Source organism: Brachybacterium vulturis (genome assembly GCF_002407185.1).
In the GTDB taxonomy this organism is placed as follows: Bacteria; Actinomycetota; Actinomycetes; order Actinomycetales; family Dermabacteraceae; genus Brachybacterium; species Brachybacterium vulturis.
The window spans coordinates 1,672,344-1,688,963 of sequence record NZ_CP023563.1; the positions used below are offsets into that span (position 1 = coordinate 1,672,344).

At 70.4% G+C, this 16,620-nt stretch carries 12 protein-coding genes; 5 read left to right on the top strand and 7 right to left on the bottom strand.

Annotated features, from left to right (window positions below; genetic code table 11):
* Positions 1-7 precede the first annotated feature (7 nt).
* Both efeO and CFK38_RS07570 read left to right on the top strand, forming a co-directional pair.
* Complete coding sequence (gene efeO / locus CFK38_RS07565) at positions 8-1,336, top strand: iron uptake system protein EfeO (RefSeq protein ID WP_096802525.1); 1,329 nt, start codon at positions 8-10, stop codon at positions 1,334-1,336.
* The gene (locus CFK38_RS07570; RefSeq protein ID WP_096802526.1) at positions 1,333-2,709 is read left to right on the top strand and encodes a Dyp-type peroxidase; all 1,377 of its coding nucleotides are present in this window, start codon (positions 1,333-1,335) and stop codon (positions 2,707-2,709) included. The genes efeO and CFK38_RS07570 overlap by 4 nt, the downstream gene beginning before the upstream one ends.
* 16 nt (positions 2,710-2,725) lie before the next feature.
* Here the strand turns inward: CFK38_RS07570 and CFK38_RS07575 are convergent, their stop codons facing one another.
* Positions 2,726-3,058 carry a hypothetical protein gene (locus CFK38_RS07575; protein WP_096802527.1) on the bottom strand — a complete coding sequence of 111 codons (333 nt, stop codon included), beginning with the start codon at positions 3,056-3,058 and terminating at the stop codon, positions 2,726-2,728.
* Between the two features lie 232 nt (positions 3,059-3,290).
* Between CFK38_RS07575 and CFK38_RS07580 the strand changes: the two genes are divergently transcribed.
* Positions 3,291-4,952: an ABC-F family ATP-binding cassette domain-containing protein gene (locus CFK38_RS07580; protein ID WP_096802528.1), complete on the top strand. Its 1,662-nt coding sequence runs from the start codon at positions 3,291-3,293 to the stop codon at positions 4,950-4,952.
* Between the two features lie 30 nt (positions 4,953-4,982).
* Here CFK38_RS07580 and CFK38_RS07585 read toward each other — a convergent pair whose 3' ends face one another.
* From CFK38_RS07585 to CFK38_RS07610, 6 genes are all read right to left on the bottom strand, one after another.
* Entirely contained in the window at positions 4,983-6,575 is a 1,593-nt protein-coding gene (locus CFK38_RS07585; RefSeq protein ID WP_096802529.1) for a GMC family oxidoreductase, read from the bottom strand.
* A gap of 86 nt (positions 6,576-6,661) precedes the next feature.
* Positions 6,662-8,146: an aldehyde dehydrogenase family protein gene (locus tag CFK38_RS07590; protein WP_096802530.1), complete on the bottom strand. Its 1,485-nt coding sequence runs from the start codon at positions 8,144-8,146 to the stop codon at positions 6,662-6,664.
* Positions 8,139-10,391 carry a choline BCCT transporter BetT gene (gene betT, locus CFK38_RS07595; RefSeq protein ID WP_096802531.1) on the bottom strand — a complete coding sequence of 751 codons (2,253 nt, stop codon included), beginning with the start codon at positions 10,389-10,391 and terminating at the stop codon, positions 8,139-8,141. Before betT ends, CFK38_RS07590 begins: the two co-directional genes overlap by 8 nt.
* Positions 10,392-10,700: 309 nt before the next feature.
* Complete coding sequence (locus CFK38_RS07600; RefSeq protein ID WP_096802532.1) at positions 10,701-11,195, bottom strand: flavin reductase family protein; 495 nt, start codon at positions 11,193-11,195, stop codon at positions 10,701-10,703.
* A gap of 65 nt (positions 11,196-11,260) precedes the next feature.
* Positions 11,261-11,611, bottom strand: a complete 351-nt coding sequence (locus CFK38_RS07605) for a hypothetical protein (RefSeq protein WP_096802533.1) — start codon at positions 11,609-11,611, stop codon at positions 11,261-11,263.
* A 31-nt stretch (positions 11,612-11,642) separates the two neighbouring features.
* Positions 11,643-12,500, bottom strand: coding sequence for a hypothetical protein (locus CFK38_RS07610; protein ID WP_096802534.1), 858 nt, complete (start codon positions 12,498-12,500; stop codon positions 11,643-11,645).
* Between the two features lie 214 nt (positions 12,501-12,714).
* Here CFK38_RS07610 and CFK38_RS07615 point away from each other — a divergent pair, with 214 nt between their 5' ends.
* Both CFK38_RS07615 and CFK38_RS07620 read left to right on the top strand, forming a co-directional pair.
* Complete coding sequence (locus tag CFK38_RS07615) at positions 12,715-14,670, top strand: DNA-binding protein (protein ID WP_157773405.1); 1,956 nt, start codon at positions 12,715-12,717, stop codon at positions 14,668-14,670.
* On the top strand, positions 14,670-16,271 hold the full coding sequence (locus tag CFK38_RS07620) for a type I restriction-modification system subunit M (RefSeq protein ID WP_096802536.1): 1,602 nt from the start codon (positions 14,670-14,672) through the stop codon (positions 16,269-16,271). The genes CFK38_RS07615 and CFK38_RS07620 overlap by 1 nt, the downstream gene beginning before the upstream one ends.
* Positions 16,272-16,620: the final 349 nt, after the last annotated feature.

Consider the following 16,620-nt stretch of genomic DNA (forward strand, 5'->3'; position numbering starts at 1 on the left):
TCCGACCATGACCCGCACCACCCTGATGCACACGGTGACCCGACCGCTCGCGATCGCCGCCGTGATCGCGCTGGCCGCCGCCGGCTGCACCGACAATCCGACCTCCGGCGCGAACGGGGCCGGCACCCAGGCCGGTGCCGGACCGGTCGGCGTCACCATCACCGACGAGGGCTGCGCGGTCGCCAGCACCCAGACCCCCTCCGGCGCGGTCACCTTCTCCATCACGAACGAGGGCACCGTGCCCAACGAGTTCGAGATCCTGGCCTCCGACAAGCTCCGGATCGTCACCGAGAAGGAGAACATCGGCCCCGGCACCACCGTCGAGCTGACCACCGGGCTCGAGAAGGGCGACTACTTCACCGCCTGCAAACCGAACATGGTCGGTGCGCTGGTGGGGGTCACCCCCTTCACGGTCACCCAGGGGGAGGCCCTCGCTGTCGACGAGGACATCCAGAAGCTGCGCGACGAGGCGATCACGGACTACACCGCGTACATCGAGGACCAGGCCGGGCAGCTCCTCGCCGCGACCGAGGACTTCCGCGACGCCTACCTCGCCGGCGACACCGAGCGGGCCCAGGACCTGTACGTGCTGGCCCGCCGCCACTTCGAACGGATCGAACCGACCGCCGAGGCCTTCGGCATCGAGGAGCCCGGCGATCTGGACGCCGCCCTCGACCTGCGGATCCAGGACCTCTCCGCCGGGGCCGGCACCGCCGTGACCGATCCCGAGCTGCTGGCCCGGTGGACCGGCTGGCATCGCATCGAGGCCGACCTGTTCAGCGACGACGAGGCCTTCCGGTTCCCGGACGCCGCGAGCCGGCAGCGGGTCGCCGATCAGCTGGTGGAGGACACCCAGACCCTCTACGACCTGGTCACCGGAGCACAGGACACCGCCTCGGGTCCGTTCGAGGTCACCCTCGAGGACGTCACCCTCGGTGCCGGCGCCCTGATGGAAGAGGTCGCCACCGGGAAGATCGTCGGCGAGGAGGAGACCTTCTCCCACACCGACCTCGACGACTTCCAGGCGAATCTGGACGGAGCCCGCGTCGCCTACGGCAACGTGCAGAAGATCGTCGAGACGGAGGATCCGGACCTCGCCCGCGAGATCACCGACTCCTTCGCCGCGGTGCAGGAGGAGCTCTCCACCCACCAGGCCGGGGAGTGGGAGGACGGGACCCCCCGCTACGTCGACTACTCGACGATCGCCGCGGTCCAGGAGGATGCCGGACCGGCGCCGAAGGACAGCGAGTACACGGACGCGCAGCGGAGCCTGTCCCTGGCGGTGACCGCACTGGCCGATGAGCTCGCACAGGTCCCCGCCGTCGTGCTGTCATGACCGGCCGGCGCGACCACCGCGAGGATGCCGAGCCCGCACCGGCCCCCGGGCAGGCCGGCGGGGGCGGGCCGGACGCAGCCCCGCGCTCCGTCGGCCGCCGCGGACTGCTGAGCGCCGCCGGCGCCGGGATCCTCGCCGGCGGGATGCTGGGTGGATTCGGCGGATTCGCCGGCGGACGGGCCAGCGCGGAGGAGCCGGCGCCCTCGGATCCCCTGGACCGTTCCTACCCCCTGCGCGGCGAGCATCAGCAGGGCATCACCACCCCTGCGCAGGACTACCTGTTCACCGCCGCCTTCGACGTCACCACGACGGATCTGGACGAGGTGCGCCGCCTCATGCAGCAGTGGCTGGTGGCCGCTGAGCAGATGAGCACCGGCGACCTGGTCGGCGGCACCCCGCTCGCCGATCTGCAGGCCGTCCCGCGCGACACCGGCGAGGCCTGGGGATACCCCGCCTCGTCCGTGACGATCACCGTCGGGGCGGGACGATCCTTCTTCGTCGATGCCGAGGGGAGGGACCGCTTCGGTATCGCGGAGCGCATGCCCGAGGCCCTGGCCGACGGCGTCCCGCGCTTCGCCGGCGAAGCGCTGCAGGCCGAGCGCTCCGACGGGGACCTGGTGATCCAGGCCTGCGCCGACGATGCGCAGGTCGCCATGCACGCCATCCGCAACCTCACCCGGATCGCCGTCGGCACCGCGGCGCTGCGGTGGACGCAGATGGGCTACGGGCGCACGTCCTCCACCTCGACGACGCAGGAGACCCCGCGGAACCTGTTCGGGTACAAGGACGGCACCAACAACCTCAAGCAGGAGGACGGTGCCGAGGAGCTGGGGCGCCACGTGTGGATCGACCGGGCGGACTCCGGCGGGGAGCGCCTGGCCGGCGGCTCGTACATGATGATCCGCAAGATCCGGATGAACCTCGAGACCTGGGATCGGCTGCGATTGATCGAACAGCACGAGATCATCGGGCGCGACAAGCGCTTCGGTGCGCCGCTGACGGTGCCGGACCCGACCTCCGGCGAGGACGAATTCATCGACCCCGATCTCGCGGCCACCGAGGACGGCAGCCCGGTGATCCCCCGCGACGCGCATATCCGCGTCGTCTCCCCGCACACGAACAAGGGCGCCAGCATGCTGCGCCGCGGCTTCAACTATACCGAGGGCAGCGACTCCCTGGGACGCATCGATGCCGGGCTGTTCTTCATCGCCTACGTGCGCGACCCGCGAGAGTCCTTCTTCCCGATCCTGGAGCGGATGGTCAGCACCGATGCGCTCGAGGAGTACCTGCGCCACGTCGCCTCCGCGATGTTCGTGGTGCTGCCCGGCGTGGGCGCGAAGGACACCATGTTCGGGCAGGCGCTGCTGAGCTGATCAGCGGCCCGTTCTCTCACCGGGCGGTGCGAGCCGCGGCGGCGTGGGGCGAGCGGACGTCCAGGGCCTCGAGGACTCGCCGGACCAGCTCGCTGAGGGTGCCCGTCTCGTGCAGCCGCGGGGTGTGCGGATGGGGGACCCCGAGCACCCACCCGGCACCGGGCTCCGCATCGGTCTTCGCCACGAGCATGGTGGTGCCGTCCGTCAGCGGGATCCGCAGCAGCGGTCGATCCTCGTCGAGCACGAGCAGTCCCTCGAGGTCCGGGCGGGCATGCACGAGGGCGTGATGGATCTGTTCGCGTTCCAGCCAGTCGCCGAAAGCATCGGCCATGGGGCGGGTGAAGAGCATGCATTTCCTTCCATGGGGACGGGACCGAGCGACAGCGGCTCAGGACGGCGCGAGAGGCATGCCTGCCGTCGCCGCGGGGACAGGTACAGCATGCCGTACGAATCGGACATTTCCACACATTGTCCACGTGAGCGTCCTGCGTCCCAGGTATCTCGGGCGCGTGGCCCGGCCTCGTCCACGGGCGGGGCGGCGTCGGATCGAGGGCGCTCGCGGAGGGTGGGAGAATGCCGGGATGACCGCCGCTCTCGTCGCCCACGGACTCTCCGGCGGGTTCGGCCACCGCGTCCTGTTCGAGGAGGTCGACCTCACCGTCGCCCCCGGCGACGTGATCGGGGTGGTCGGCGCCAACGGCGCCGGGAAGACCACGCTGCTGCGGCTGCTGGCCGGGGCCGGGATCCCGCATGCAGGGACGGTCTCCCTCTCCCCGACCGACGCCTTCGTGGGCTGGCTGCCGCAGGAGCACGAGCGCCGGGCGGGAGAGACCGTCGCCGGGTACATCGCCCGCCGCACCGGTTGCGCGCGCGCCACCGCCGAGATGGATGCCGCGGCGGCCGCGCTCGCGCACGCTGCGCCACGGGGTGGCCCCGATCCGGCCGACGTGTACTCGAGCGCCCTGGAGCGCTGGCTCGCCAGCGGCGCCGCCGATCTCGAGGAGCGGATCCCGATGGTGCTCGCGGAGCTCGGCCTGCCGTTCGCCGCGGAGGAGCTGGAGCGGACCCTGATGACGGGCCTGTCCGGTGGGCAGGCCGCCCGGGTGGGACTGGCCGCGCTGCTGCTGAGCCGCTTCGACCTGGTGCTGCTGGACGAGCCCACCAACGATCTCGACCTCGACGGGCTCCAGCGGCTGGAGGGCTTCGTCCAGCAGCTGCGCGGGGGAGCGGTGCTGGTCAGCCACGACCGCGAGTTCCTGGCCCGCTGCGTCACCGAGGTGCTCGAGCTCGATCCCGCCCAGCACTCCCACCGCCTGTACGGCGGCGGGTACGAGGCCTACCTCGAGGAGCGCGCCACCGTGCGCCGCCATGCCCGCGAGCAGTACGACCAGTTCGCCGCGACCAAGGCCGATCTGGTCTCCCGGGCCCGCACCCAGCGCGAATGGTCCAGCCAGGGCGTGCGCAACGCGATGAGGAAGGCCCCGGACAACGACAGGATCCGCCGCCGCGCACAGTCCGAGTCCAGCGAGAAGCAGGCGCGCAAGGTGCGGCAGCTGGAGAGCCGGATCGCGCGGCTCGACGAGGTCGCCGAGCCCCGCAAGGAGTGGCAGCTGCAGTTCTCGATCGGCGCCGCCCCTCGCTCCAGCTCCGTGGTGGCGACGCTCACCGGTGCCGTGGTGCGCCAGGGCGGCTTCACCCTGGGACCGGTCTCGGTGCAGGTCGCTGCCGGGGACCGGATCGGGATCACGGGCGCCAACGGGGCCGGGAAGTCGACCCTGCTGCGGGCCCTGCTGGGGGCCCGGGAGGTCGACGAGGGCTCGGCCGCACTCGGGGCGAGCGTGCGGATCGGCGAGATCGACCAGGCCCGCTCGCTGTTCACCGGCACGGCGCCGCTCGCCGACGTCGTCGAGGCGCAGCTGCCCGCGCTGAGCCCGGCGGAGGTGCGCACGCTGCTGGCGAAGTTCGCTCTGCGGGCGGACCACGTGGACCGCCCCGCCGCCGAGCTGTCACCGGGGGAACGCACCCGCGCCGCCCTGGCGCTGCTGCAGGCCCGCGGCGTGAACCTGCTGGTGCTGGACGAACCCACCAACCACCTGGACCTGCCCGCGATCGAGCAGCTCGAGCAGGCGCTGGAGAGCTACCAGGGCGCGCTGCTGCTGGTCACCCATGATCGGCGCATGCTGGAGACGGTGCGCATCGACCGGCGCTGGCACGTCGAGCGGGGGAGCGTCCGCGAGCTCTGACGCGGCGGTCCCGGTCCTGGGCAGTCGGGGTCAGGCGCCCTGCTCGCCGCGGATCAGGTCTGCGGCGCGCTCGCCGATCAGCATGGTGGTGAGGTTGGGGTTCACCGCGACCAGCTGCGGCATCACCGAGCCGTCGACCACGCGCAGGCCCGTGACGCCCTTGACCCGCAGCTGCGGATCCAGCGGCGACATGTCGTCGTCGATCGCGCCCATCCGGCACGAGCCCGCCGGGTGGTAGACGGTGTTGTGCGTCGCGGCGACGTAGTCGGCGATCTCCTCATCGGACTGCACGGCCTCACCGGGGAACAGCTCCCGGCCGCGGAAGGCATCCATGCCGGGCTGGGCGATGATCTCGCGGGCCCTGCGGATCCCGGCCACCGCGACGGCCATGTCATGGCCCTCCTCGTCGGTGAAGTAGCGCGGATCGACCTTCGGCTTGTCGCGGTAATCGATCGTGCGCAGCCGCACCGTGCCGCGCGAGCGGGCGTGGGTGACGTTCGGCGTGAGCGCGAAGGACTCCGGCGAGGTGGGATAGCCCTGACGCCGGGTGTGCATGTCGAAGGGCACCGAGCCGTAGTGCATCATCAGGTCCGGCAGGTCCAGGCCCGCCTCGGTGGCGGCGAAGATCCCGATCTCCCACCACTGGGTGCTCTCCCGCGTCATCGGCTGCGCCGACTCCCAGGAGATGACCGCTTCCGGGTGGTCCTGCAGGTTCGAGCCGACGCCGGGGGAGTCCACCCGCACCTCGATGCCCACCTCGCGCAGGTGCTCGGCGGGGCCGATCCCGGAGAGCATCAGCAGCTTGGGGGAGTCGATCGCCCCGGCGGAGAGGATCACCTCGCGGCGGGCGTGCAGGAGCGAGGAGCGGTCGAAGGCGTTGTCGATGTACTCCACGCCCGTGGCGCGCTGCTCCTGGTCGAAGAGCACCCGCATCACCTGCCGGTCGGTGAGGACGTGCAGGTTCTCGCGCTCCCGGTTCGGGTGCAGGTAGGAGACGGAGGAGGAGGCGCGGGTGCCGTCGGCCTGACGGTTCACCTGGAACCAGTTCGCGCCGGTCACGACGGTCTCGAAGTCGTTGAACGTGGCCCTCGGGATGCCGGCCTGCTCGCAGGCCTCCAGCAGCGCGACGCCCACGGGATCCTCGGGCGGGACATCCATCAGGTGCACCGGACCGTCGGTGCCGTGGCCCTCCCCGCTGCGGTCCAGGTTCGTCTCCAGGCGCGCGATCAGCGGCATGATCGTCGCCGCATTCCAGCCCTCCGCGCCGAGCTGCTCCCACAGGTCCATGTCCTCCGCCGGCGGGTGGAAGGCGATGCAGGAGTTGTGGGAGGAGCAGCCGCCCAGCACCTTCGCACGGGCGTGGCGCATGAAGGAGTTGCCCCTCTCCTGCGGCTCGATCGGATAATCCCAGTCCAGCCCGCCCCCCAGCAGCTCGGGCCACCGCTTCAGCTGCAGCACCTCCTCGTGCTCGAGATCGGAGGGACCGGCCTCGAGCAGAGCCACCTCGACGGACGGGTCCTCGCTGAGGCGAGCGGCGAGAGCCGCGCCGGCGGAGCCGCCGCCGACGATGACGTAGTCGAACTCGGCGAGAGGGTTCTCGGAGGGGAGGTCCTGCGGGGACATGGCTGCTGCTTCCTGTCGAGGGAGGGGTGGGGGAGGTGGGCCGGCCCCGGCACGCTGCACGAGGGGCCGGCCCAGGAGCGCGGGGCTCAGCCCTTGCGCGGGAACCAGCCGGTGACGGCCGGTTCGGTGTTCTCATAGATGTGCTTGGACTCGGTGTACTCCTCGAGCCCGGTGGGGCCCAGCTCGCGGCCCACGCCCGACATCTTGAACCCGCCCCACTCCGCCTGCGGCAGGTAGGGGTGGTAGTCGTTGATCCAGATGGTGCCGTGGCGCAGGCGCCGCGAGACCCGGTTCGCGACCCCGGAATCCGAGGTCCATACGCCGCCGGCCAGGCCGTACTCGGTGTGGTTGGCGATCGCGATCGCCTCCTGTTCGGTGGAGAAGGTCTCCACGGTGATCACCGGGCCGAAGCCCTCCTCGACCACTGCGGGGTTGTCCACGGTGCAGTCATCCAGCACGGTCGGCGCGAAGAAGAAGCCCCGCTCGTGCTCGGGGCCGCCCCAATGGCCGCCGGTGCGCAGCCGGGCACCGGCCGCGATGCCGCGCTGGACGTAGTCGGTGACCTTGTCGCGATGCTCCTTCGAGATCAGCGGACCGGTCTCCGCCTGCTCCTCCAGCGGGCCGCCCATCACGATGCCCTCGGCGCGGGCCACCAGGTCATCGACGAACCGCTCGGCGATGGTGTCCTGCACGATCAGGCGGGTGCCTGCCGAGCACAGCAGGCCGGAGTCCATGAACGCGGCGTTGAGCGCGTTGTCGAGCGCGGCCTCGTAGTCGGCGTCGGCGAACACCACGTTGGGGTTCTTCCCACCCAGCTCGAGGGCGACCTTCTTGATGCCCTGCGCGGCCGCCCCCGCGATCTTCCGCCCGGTGACCAGGCCGCCCGTGAAGGAGACCAGGTCGATCTCCGGGTGGGAGGACAGCGGCGCTCCGACCACGGCGCCGTCCCCGAGGACCAGGTTCGCGACCCCGGCGGGCAGGCCCAGCCGGTCCAGCACGTCGAGGATCAAGATGGTGGTGTGCGGGGTGAGCTCGGCGGGCTTGATGATGAACGAGTTGCCGGCCGCGAGGGCCGGGGCGATCTTCCACGCGGCCTGCAGCAGCGGGAAGTTCCAGGGCGTGATCATGCCGCACACGCCGATCGGCTCGTGGACCACGCGGGAGATCACGCTCTGGTCCCCGGCATCGATCAGGCGGCCCGGGTTCTGGCCGGCGATCTTGCCGAAGTAGCGGAAGCAGGCGGTGATGTCGTCCATATCGCCCTCGGCCTCGACCAGGCGCTTGCCGGTGTCGAAGGCCTCGGCGCGGGCGAACTCGGCCTTGCGCTCCTGGAGCGTGTCGGCGACCTGCAGCAGGAAGTCGCCGCGCTCGGCGGCGGGCCTGTCGGCCCAGACGCGGGACTCGAAGGCCCGACGGGCCGCGAGGACGGCCCGCTCGACGTCCTCCGCGGTGGCCTCGGAGACCACGCCGACCTCGCTCTGATCGGCCGGGCAGATCACCGTGCGGGTCTGGCCGGAGGACGAGGCGACCCACTCTCCGTCGATGAACAGGGTGGCGGTGGGCTCAGTCATGTCGCTCCTTGGGGTCGGTGGTCGCTGCGGGCTCGTGAACCGTCGGCGCGGAGCCGGCGGGGCGGTGGAGGTGGTCGGTGTCGGCCCAGGTGTTCGGTGCGGTGACGGGGACCGTACCGGTGGCCGTACCGATCTCGGAGCTCAGGGTCAGGTACATGATGTGCGCATCGTAGGAGTCCAGGAGATCGGCGATCACCTGCTCCTTGGAGTACCCCATGATGTCGTGGCCGCGGGAGCCGAGGGACGAGAAGATCTCCACGCGGTAGTAGGTATCGCGCACCGCGGCCAGGTTCGCCGCGAAGCTCGGCGTCGAGTAGGCCACCGGATAGGTCTGGTACTTGAAGTCCTCGCCCTCGGGGAAGGAGACGACCAGGTCCACGAAGGGCAGCGCGCTGTCCGGGTGGGCGCCGCGCTGGCAGGCGACGTCGGCCCCGAGCGTGCCCAGCTCCTCCGCGACCTCCTCCACGGCGGGGGTGGCCACGGTGTCGACGAAGGTCCTCGCCTGCTCGGCGGAGGCATAGGACATGCGGTGCTGGAGGCGCGTGCGCCACGACCCCCGCTCGCCGCCCCCGGCCTCGCGGACCCGGCTGGTCAGCAGCGCGGGAAGCGTCGCCTGCCGGGATTCGAGGTTGATGCTCTCGGTCCTGAGCACCTTCCACAGGCTGAACATGACCAGGTACAGCATCACGGACAGCGGCAGCCCGACCATCACGGTCGCGGCCTGCAGGGTGTAGACGCCGTTGATGAACAGCATCACGAGGGTCAGGGCGCCGGTGATCACGGCCCACACGATGCGCAGCCAGGGCGGGCCGTCCGAGTCCGCGGTGGTGGTCTTGGAGGTCATGTTCGCCATCACCAGCGAGCCGGAGTCCGCCGAGGTGGTGTAGAAGAACAGACCGGTGAGAAGGGCGAGGGTGACGGTGAAGGTCGAACCCGGGTACTGCTCGAGCAGGTTGAAGAACCCGGACTCGGGCTGGTTCACGGCGAGATCGAGGAACTTCTCGTCGTCGAAGAAGCTCATGGCGGCATTCCCGAAGATCGAGACCCACAGCAGGATGAAGGAGAACGGGATCAGCAGCACGCCGACCACGAACTGGCGCAGGGTGCGGCCCCGGGAGATGCGCGCCAGGAACAGGCTCACGAAGGGCGCCCAGGCGATCCACCAGGCCCAGAAGAACAGCGTCCAGTCGGCCATCCACTGGTCGGCGGGATAGTCCGCCGCCCCCTCGCTGTACGCGAAGGTGTTCATCAGCATCGAGGGGAACCGGGAGAAGAAGTCGCCGATGTTCTGGACCAGCGAGTTCAGCAGCTGATGGGTGTTCCCGGAGAACAGCACCCAGAGCATCAGGACCAGGGCGAGGAGCACGTTGAGCTCGGAGAGCCGACGGATGCCCTTGTCCACCCCGGAGACGGTGGAGAGGATGGTGATGAACACGGCCAGCGCCATGAGCGCGACCTGCACCGCGACCGAGGTCGGGATGCCGAACAGCGCGGAGAGCCCGAAGTTGAGGAAGACCACGCCGATGCCGAGGGACACCGAGATGCCGAAGATGGTGCCGATGGTCGCGCCGATCTCGGCGACGTGGCCGATGGGCCCGTGGATCCGCTTGCCGAAGATCGGCGCCAGGGCGGAACGGATCGACAGCGGCAGGTGGTAGCGGTAGGCGAAGAGGCCGAAGGCCATGCCCATCAGCGCATACATCGCCCAGCCGGGGATCCCGTAGTGGAAGATCGTCCAGATCGTCGCCATCCGCGCGGCCTCCGCGGACCCGGCGGGGACGTCCGGCGGGGTGAGCACGTTCGTGGCGGGCCCGGAGATCCCGAAGAACATCAGGTCCACGCCGATACCGGCCGCGAACAGCATGGCCGCCCAGGTGAACATGTTGTATTTGGGCAGCGAATGGTCCGGCCCCATCTTCGTGCCGCCCACCTTGGAGAACGCGACGATCAGCACGAACACCACCACGATGGCGGCGGTCAGGACGTAGTACCAGCCGAAGTTCGTGGCCACCCACGCCATGGAGCCGAAGATGACGTCCGCTGCGGTGTCCGGCCAGATCCCGGCGAACAGCACGAAGCCGACGATGATCACGGCGGTGCCGAGGAACACCGGCCAGTTCACCGGGGAGCGGGAGGGCCGCGCGGCACCGGTCGAGGTGGAGCTCGGTCCTTCATCCCCGCCGCCGGGGTTCGGCCCGCCTCCGAGGGAGTCAGCTGGGCGAGGAGAGGGAGTGGCCTCAGCCATCACGGTCCTTTCGTTCACGGGGCGAGCGTCGCGGACCTGCTCGCGCGGCGAGCAGGCCCAGCGGTGGGATCGGAGCCGGCGACAGGAGAGACATCCCCAGGTCGCAGGCCGTTCGACCCTAGATCGGTTCGGGGCCCGGGCCCAACGGGACACCCCGTAAGTGACCGAGCAGTCACTTGCAGGATCCGGGCAGGACAGCGCCGTCGGACCCGGGCGGTGCGTGCTCTGTGTCCTGCAGCACGTTCGGTGTTCAGGAGACCTTGCCCGACTCGTGGGCACCGCTCGCGAGCTCCGGTGAACGCTCGGAGCTCAGGCGGGCAGATCCGCGGGGGCCAGCTCCTTGAAGCGGCTGCGGTGGAAGACCAGCGCCTCGGCCTCGGGGACGCTGCCGATGGATCGCACCTCGAGCAGCACCAGGTCATGATCCCCGGCCCGCATCTGCTCGTGGACGCGCACCGTCATCCATGCCGGGGCGTCCTGCACGAGCAGGGCGCCCTGCGCATCGACGGTCACGTCGACGCCGTCGAAGCGGCGGGCACGATCGGTCGCGGCGAGCTGACGCGCCACCGGCAGCTGCGCGCTCCCCAGCATCGTCACCCCGAGGTGTCCGTGCTCTCGCAGGAGGGGCCAGGTGCGCGAGCTGTGCTGCGCCGCGAAGGAGACCAGCGGCGGGTCCAGGGAGATGCCGACGGTGAACGTCGAGGCGACCAGTCCGTGGCGGACGCCGTCCACCTCCGCCGCCACCAGGACGAGGCCCTGGGGGAAATGCGAGAACGCCTCTCGGAGCGCGGAGTCGGTCAGCATGGCTTTCACTGTAGGACGCGAGCGGCCGGGCGCGAAGACGAGGAGTCCAAGATCGCCGCACGATGTCACATGCTTCTCGCCCCCGAGGGTGCCGAGCTCTCCACGATCTCGATCTGCACTGGGCCGGTGCCGTGCTCGAGCCCGACCACGATGGCCGCGACCGCAGTGCCGATCAGTGCCGTACTCATCGCGATCTGGTCGAGATCGATGAGGAGGCAGAGCGTCAGGAGGTAGGCTAAGGTCGCCTGCGGGCTGACGTTGTAGATCGCGCGGCGAAAGGTCGCCGCCATGCTGATCGCGGACCCGATCAGCACGGCGGCTCCGCCGAGGGTGACGGCCGGGCTGGAGCTGAGCGACTCCATGAGTGTGCCGATGAGCCAGTCGGCCGCCCCGTCCAGTCCGACGGAAGCCAACACCGCGGCGACGGTCTCACGCAGACGAGCCCGGTCAGTCCTTGGCGATCGTCCAGGTGCCGTCGGCATCGACCTGGAGGACCATGGAGCCGTCCGGAAGCAAGGTGGTGCCGTCGTAGGCGCCGATGTCGTTGACGATCAGGTCGGGGTAGCTCTCTCCCCAGGCCCAGATCGCGAAATTGCTCTCGCCGTCGTGGGTGAGGGTCACGGGGGTGAGCCCGTCGGCGACACCGTCGACGATGACGATGGAGTCCCCGGAGCCTTCGTAGGCCGAGTCGCCGTCCCAGCGCGGCGCCTCGCCGAGGTGGACGAGCTCGATGGTCCAGTCCCCGTCGGCCTCCACCCGGATCGCGGCCGGGTCCTCGCGGAAGTTCAGTGCCACCTGACCCTCGTAGCTCCCGATCTCGTTGACCATCAGGTCGAGGTCCTGACCGTTCTCGTCCACGGACCACAGGGCGACGTTGCCCGAGCCGTGGTGGGTGACGGTGGCGAAGAAGACGTCCTCGCCGAGCGGCTCGAGCATCACGACCTCGGCGCCCGTGCCGGAGAAGGACTGCGCCTCGACGGGTTCCGGCGCGGGTGCCGGCTCCGGGGTCGACTCCTCGGAGGAGGTGGCCTCCGCCGGCTCCGCGGCGGCTGCGGGGGTCGCGGTGCTGGCGGCCTCCGGGTCGGTGCCGGTCGGATCCGAGCTGCTCTCCTCAGCCGGCTCCACGTCTGCCGCCGCGACCTCCGAGCTGCCGGCCGGCTCCTGGACATCGGTGGAGGGATCGGTCACAGTGCCGCATCCGCTGAGCAGCATGAGCGTCGCGAGCGCACCGGTGGCGCCGCTGCCGAGCAGTCGCAGGGTCCGGCTGCGCTGCGCAGTGGTGGGGAAGGACGGGATCGGGGACATGTCATCTCCTGATGGGGCGAGGTGGGCAGTCGCGCCGGGGGTTCCGACGGGAGGGTGACGAGAGGTCGACGGGGCGACTCGACACGGCCCAATCATGCGAACGCCAGCGGACACATCGCAGTGGATGCTCAGATAACAGCCCTTATCGCGCCACAGTGATCAATTGACTCACCCGTCCAGTACGGTGTCTCCGATGCCGATCTGGAGGTGAGCCGTGCCGACGTTGACGATGCAGTCCATCGCGGACCTCACCCAGGTGCGCCGCGAGGTGGTCAGCGTATGGCGCTCCCGCTCCACCGGCAGCGAGCATCCGTTCCCGCCGCGGCTGTCTGCGGACGAGCTCCTCTTCGACGCCGGCGAGATCGCCGCCTGGCTGGACGTGACCGGGCGGGGGAACAACCCCGAGGCCCCGCTGGAGGTGCTCCTGCACTCCTCGCAGTTCGAGCAGCTGCGGGAGGACCTCGACGCCGCCTCGACCCTGCTCCTGGTCCACGACCTGGTGGGCGGCCCGCTGGCCACCCTCACCGCCGGTGAGGTCCTCGCCGGAACCGCTGCCTACGAGCTCGGCGCTCTGGTCGCGCGGGAGCATCTCGCGGAGCTTCTCGAGCGCACCGCACTCGTGCGAGCCATCGACGAGCTCGCCGAAGCCGCCTTCTCCGGCCGGGGCCTGCTGGACCGGCTGATCACGTCCTTCGCCCGTCCCGACGGGCCCTGGGCCGGTGAGGCGCTCACCCCGGCCGGCACCTCGGTGATCCTCGAGGTGCTGCGCGGACTGCTGGACCAAGCAGCCTTCCGCCTCGACCCGCAGGGACGCGGCGGCCTGCTCCTGACCACAGCGCTCTCCGCGCTGCTCAGCGATGAACTGCAGCCGGCCTTCGGCCTCGACTCCCAGGAGGGGCAGGACACCGTCACCCGGGCAGCGATGCGAATGCTCGCCGCGCACGCCGGACCGGACGCGGTGGGCCCGGTCGACGACGGCACACCGCATCTCGCGCTGTTCCAGCACCAGGACGTCCAGGACCCGCACGCCTTCTTCGAGCAGCTCGAATCGGTGCTGCTGGACCTCGGCCCCCGGGACGCGGCCGTGGTCATCGGGCCCTGCGAGCTCCTGGTCGACGGGATCGGGGACGAGCAGGTGCGCGCCACCCGCCACCGGCTGCTGCTGCCCACCCCGCAGAGCCCCGCACCGCTGCGCTACGTGGCCCGCCTGCCGAAGGGGCTCAGCCGCTTCGGGGGCCGCCGCCGGCTCGCGATGTGGGTGTTCGGCACCGCAGCGCCCCACGCCGGCACGGACTGGACCGTCTACGGGGAGCACGCAGACACCCCGCTCGATGCCTCCTCGCGGGCCGCGATCGCCGCCGATGTCACCGCGGCGCTCACCGGGGGCACCGCACTGACCGCCCACGCCTTCCTGCGCAGCACCCGCCTGGCCACCCCCGCCCTGCTGCGCCGACGAGACCTCGTGCTCACCCCGTTCTCCCGCCCGCAGCGCAGCGGCGGCGAGAGCCTGGCCCGGCTCTGGGAGCTCGACGACGGACTGCTCGGGCAGTCCCTCACCCTGGGCGCCACCGGCGAGGACGGCACCGACCCCACCCTCGCCTGGGCCGACGCCCTGGACGGGTTCGCGAGAGAGATCCGAGGCACCAGACTGACCTCGGACGTGATCGGCGCCCCCGCCGCGGGCAGCGTCGGGGTGATCGGACCGCAAGAGGTCCGCGAGCCCCAGCGCCTCGGCGAGCGGGCGATCGATCGTCTGGTCCTGGAGAAGGTGGCCGCTCGCAGCACTTTCACCGCCCCCGGCGACGTGGTGTTCACCGCGGAGGGCGGCGCCGCCGCCTTCGTCGACACCACGGGAGGCCATGTGCTCCAAGCCCCGGTCCGGGCCCTGCGATGCCTCCCCGAGCCCCGCCGGGAGCGGGTGCTGCATCCGCAGGCGCTCGCCGCGGACATCGCCGGCCAGAAAGGCCGCGACCGGCGCACCTGGCGGCTGCGCACCATCCCCGCCGAGGCGGTCCCCGCCCTCGACGCCGCCGCGCTGCGGCTGCAGGAACGCCGTGCGCAGCTGCGCCGACAGCTTTCGACCCTCGACCACCTCGAGGACGAACTCATCCAGGCCGTGGCCGCGGGAACCCTCGCCGCCACCGTCACCACCCCCACGAAGGAGAACTGATGGCCACGACGCAGGCCGCCTTGGCGCCCTCGACGCCCAAGGAGCTCAAGGACACGCTGTGGAAGGCGGCGGACAAGCTCCGCGGCTCCATGGACGCCAGCCAGTACAAGGACGTGGTCCTGGGGCTCGTGTTCCTCAAGTACGTCTCCGACGCCTTCACCGAGCGCCGGGAGGCCATCCGCGCCGAGCTCGCCGGCGAGGGCGAGGAGTTCATCGCCGAGACCCTCGAGGAGGTGGACGAGTACACCGGCTCCGGCGTGTTCTGGGTGGCCCCCACTGCCCGCTGGGAGTACATCGCCACCCACGCCAAGGGCACCCAGGCCGGTGCGGGCACGGACCGCCAGACCGTCGGCGATCTCATCGACGCCGCGATGACTCACCTGGGCACGGACAACACCTCGCTCGAGGGCACCCTGCCGCGGATCTACGGCCGCGACAACGTGGACCAGCGCCGCCTGGGCGAGCTGGTGGACCTGCTGAACTCCGCCCGTTTCACCGGCCAGGGCGCCAGCAAGGCCCGCGACCTGCTCGGTGAGGTCTACGAGTACTTCCTGGACAAGTTCGCCAAGGCCGAGGGCAAGCGCGGCGGCGAGTTCTACACCCCGCCGGTGCTGGTGCGCACCCTGGTGGAGATCCTCGAGCCCCACAAGGGCCGGGTCTACGACCCGTGCTGCGGCAGCGGCGGCATGTTCGTGCAGGCCGAGAAGTTCCTCGCCGCGCACGACGAGGACCCCACGAACATCGCCGTCTACGGCCAGGAGCTCAACGAGCGCACCTGGCGGATGGCGAAGATGAACCTCGCCATCCACGGCATGGACTCCCAGGGCCTCGGCGCCCGCTGGGGCGACACCTTCGCCCGCGACATCCACCCGAACCTGGTGGCGGACTACGTGCTGGCGAACCCGCCGTTCAACATCAAGGACTGGGCCCGTAACGAGGACGATGCCCGCTGGACCTATGGCGTGCCGCCGGTGCGGAACGCCAACTACGCCTGGATGCAGCACATCCTCTCCAAGCTCTCCGCCCAGGGTGAGGCGGCCGTGGTGATGGCCAACGGCACCATGGCCTCGAACACCGGGGGAGAGGGCGAGATCCGCAAGCAGATGCTGAAAGCCGGCGTGGTCTCGGCGGTGGTGGCGATGCCGCCGAACCTGTTCCGCTCGGTCGCGATCCCGGTGTGCGTGTGGTTCTTCGCCAACGACAAGACCGCTGGGTCGAAGGGGTCGATCGATCGCAGCCGCGAGGTGCTGTTCATCGATGCCCGCGAGAGCGGGCACATGATCGACCGCGTGGAGCGCACGTTCTCCGACGAGGACATCCACCAGATCGCCAACACCTTCCGCACCTGGCGCGGCCGCGCCTCCGCCGAGGGCGAGTACGCGGACGTGCCCGGCTTCTGCAAGAGCGCAACGATCGAGGAGATCGAACAGGCCGGCTGGGCCGTGACGCCCGGCCGCTTCGTCGGTGTTCCGGAGGCAGAGGAGGACGAGGAGCCGATCGACGAGAAGATCGAGCGGCTGACCAAGGAGCTGACGGCGGCGCTGGATGAGTCGGCGCGGCTGGATGCCGTGGTGCGAGAGCAGTTGGGGAGGCTGGCGTGAGGACTGTACGGCTCGCAGACTTCATTTCGCTTCGCCGAGGTGCATCATACAAGGGAAGGCTGGTCGGCGACGAAGGAATTCCGCTGCTGGGGCTTGGGACAATTGCAAAGCATGGGGGGTTCAAGGCTTCCGGTGTTCGAAAATATGAGGGAGATGCCCCGGAGCGCATGCTCGTGCGAGGAGGAGATCTTTATGTATCCCTCAAGGATATGACGCAAGAGGCCGCTCTCCTTGGCGCTGTCGCAAGAGTTCCCTCCGATATTGAGCTAGGTCGACTCACTCAAGACACCATTGCGGTGGACGTAGACCCAGGGTTTGGCGTCGATCAGAGTTATTTGTACTGGACGCT